General features: G+C 50.5%; 1 rRNA gene. It reads left to right on the top strand.

The features are described 5' to 3' along the window. Positions 1 to 116: 116 nt before the first annotated feature. Positions 117 to 329, top strand: a 16S ribosomal RNA gene (locus HMPREF2932_RS04545); the annotation flags it as partial.

Consider the following 329-nt stretch of genomic DNA (forward strand, 5'->3'; position numbering starts at 1 on the left):
CCCCGTCGGGTTGGGGGTTGGTTGGATTTTTTCTTTATGTAATTTTTGGATAGCCAGTCCGTGCTGTGCACGGTTTGGTTTGTCTGTTTGTTAGGTTTGGGCTTTTCACGGCCTTTTTTGTGGAGAGTTTGATCCTGGCTCAGGACGAACGCTGGCGGCGTGCTTAACACATGCAAGTCGAACGGAAAGGCCAGTGCTTGCACTGGTACTCGAGTGGCGAACGGGTGAGTAACACGTGGGTGATCTGCCTTGCACTCTGGGATAAGCTTGGGAAACTGGGTCTAATACCGGATATGAGCCGCTTTTAGTGTGGTGGTTGGAAAGTTTTT

This window comes from Corynebacterium sp. HMSC074H12 (assembly GCF_001813755.1).
GTDB lineage: Bacteria > Actinomycetota > Actinomycetes > Mycobacteriales > Mycobacteriaceae > Corynebacterium > Corynebacterium hiratae.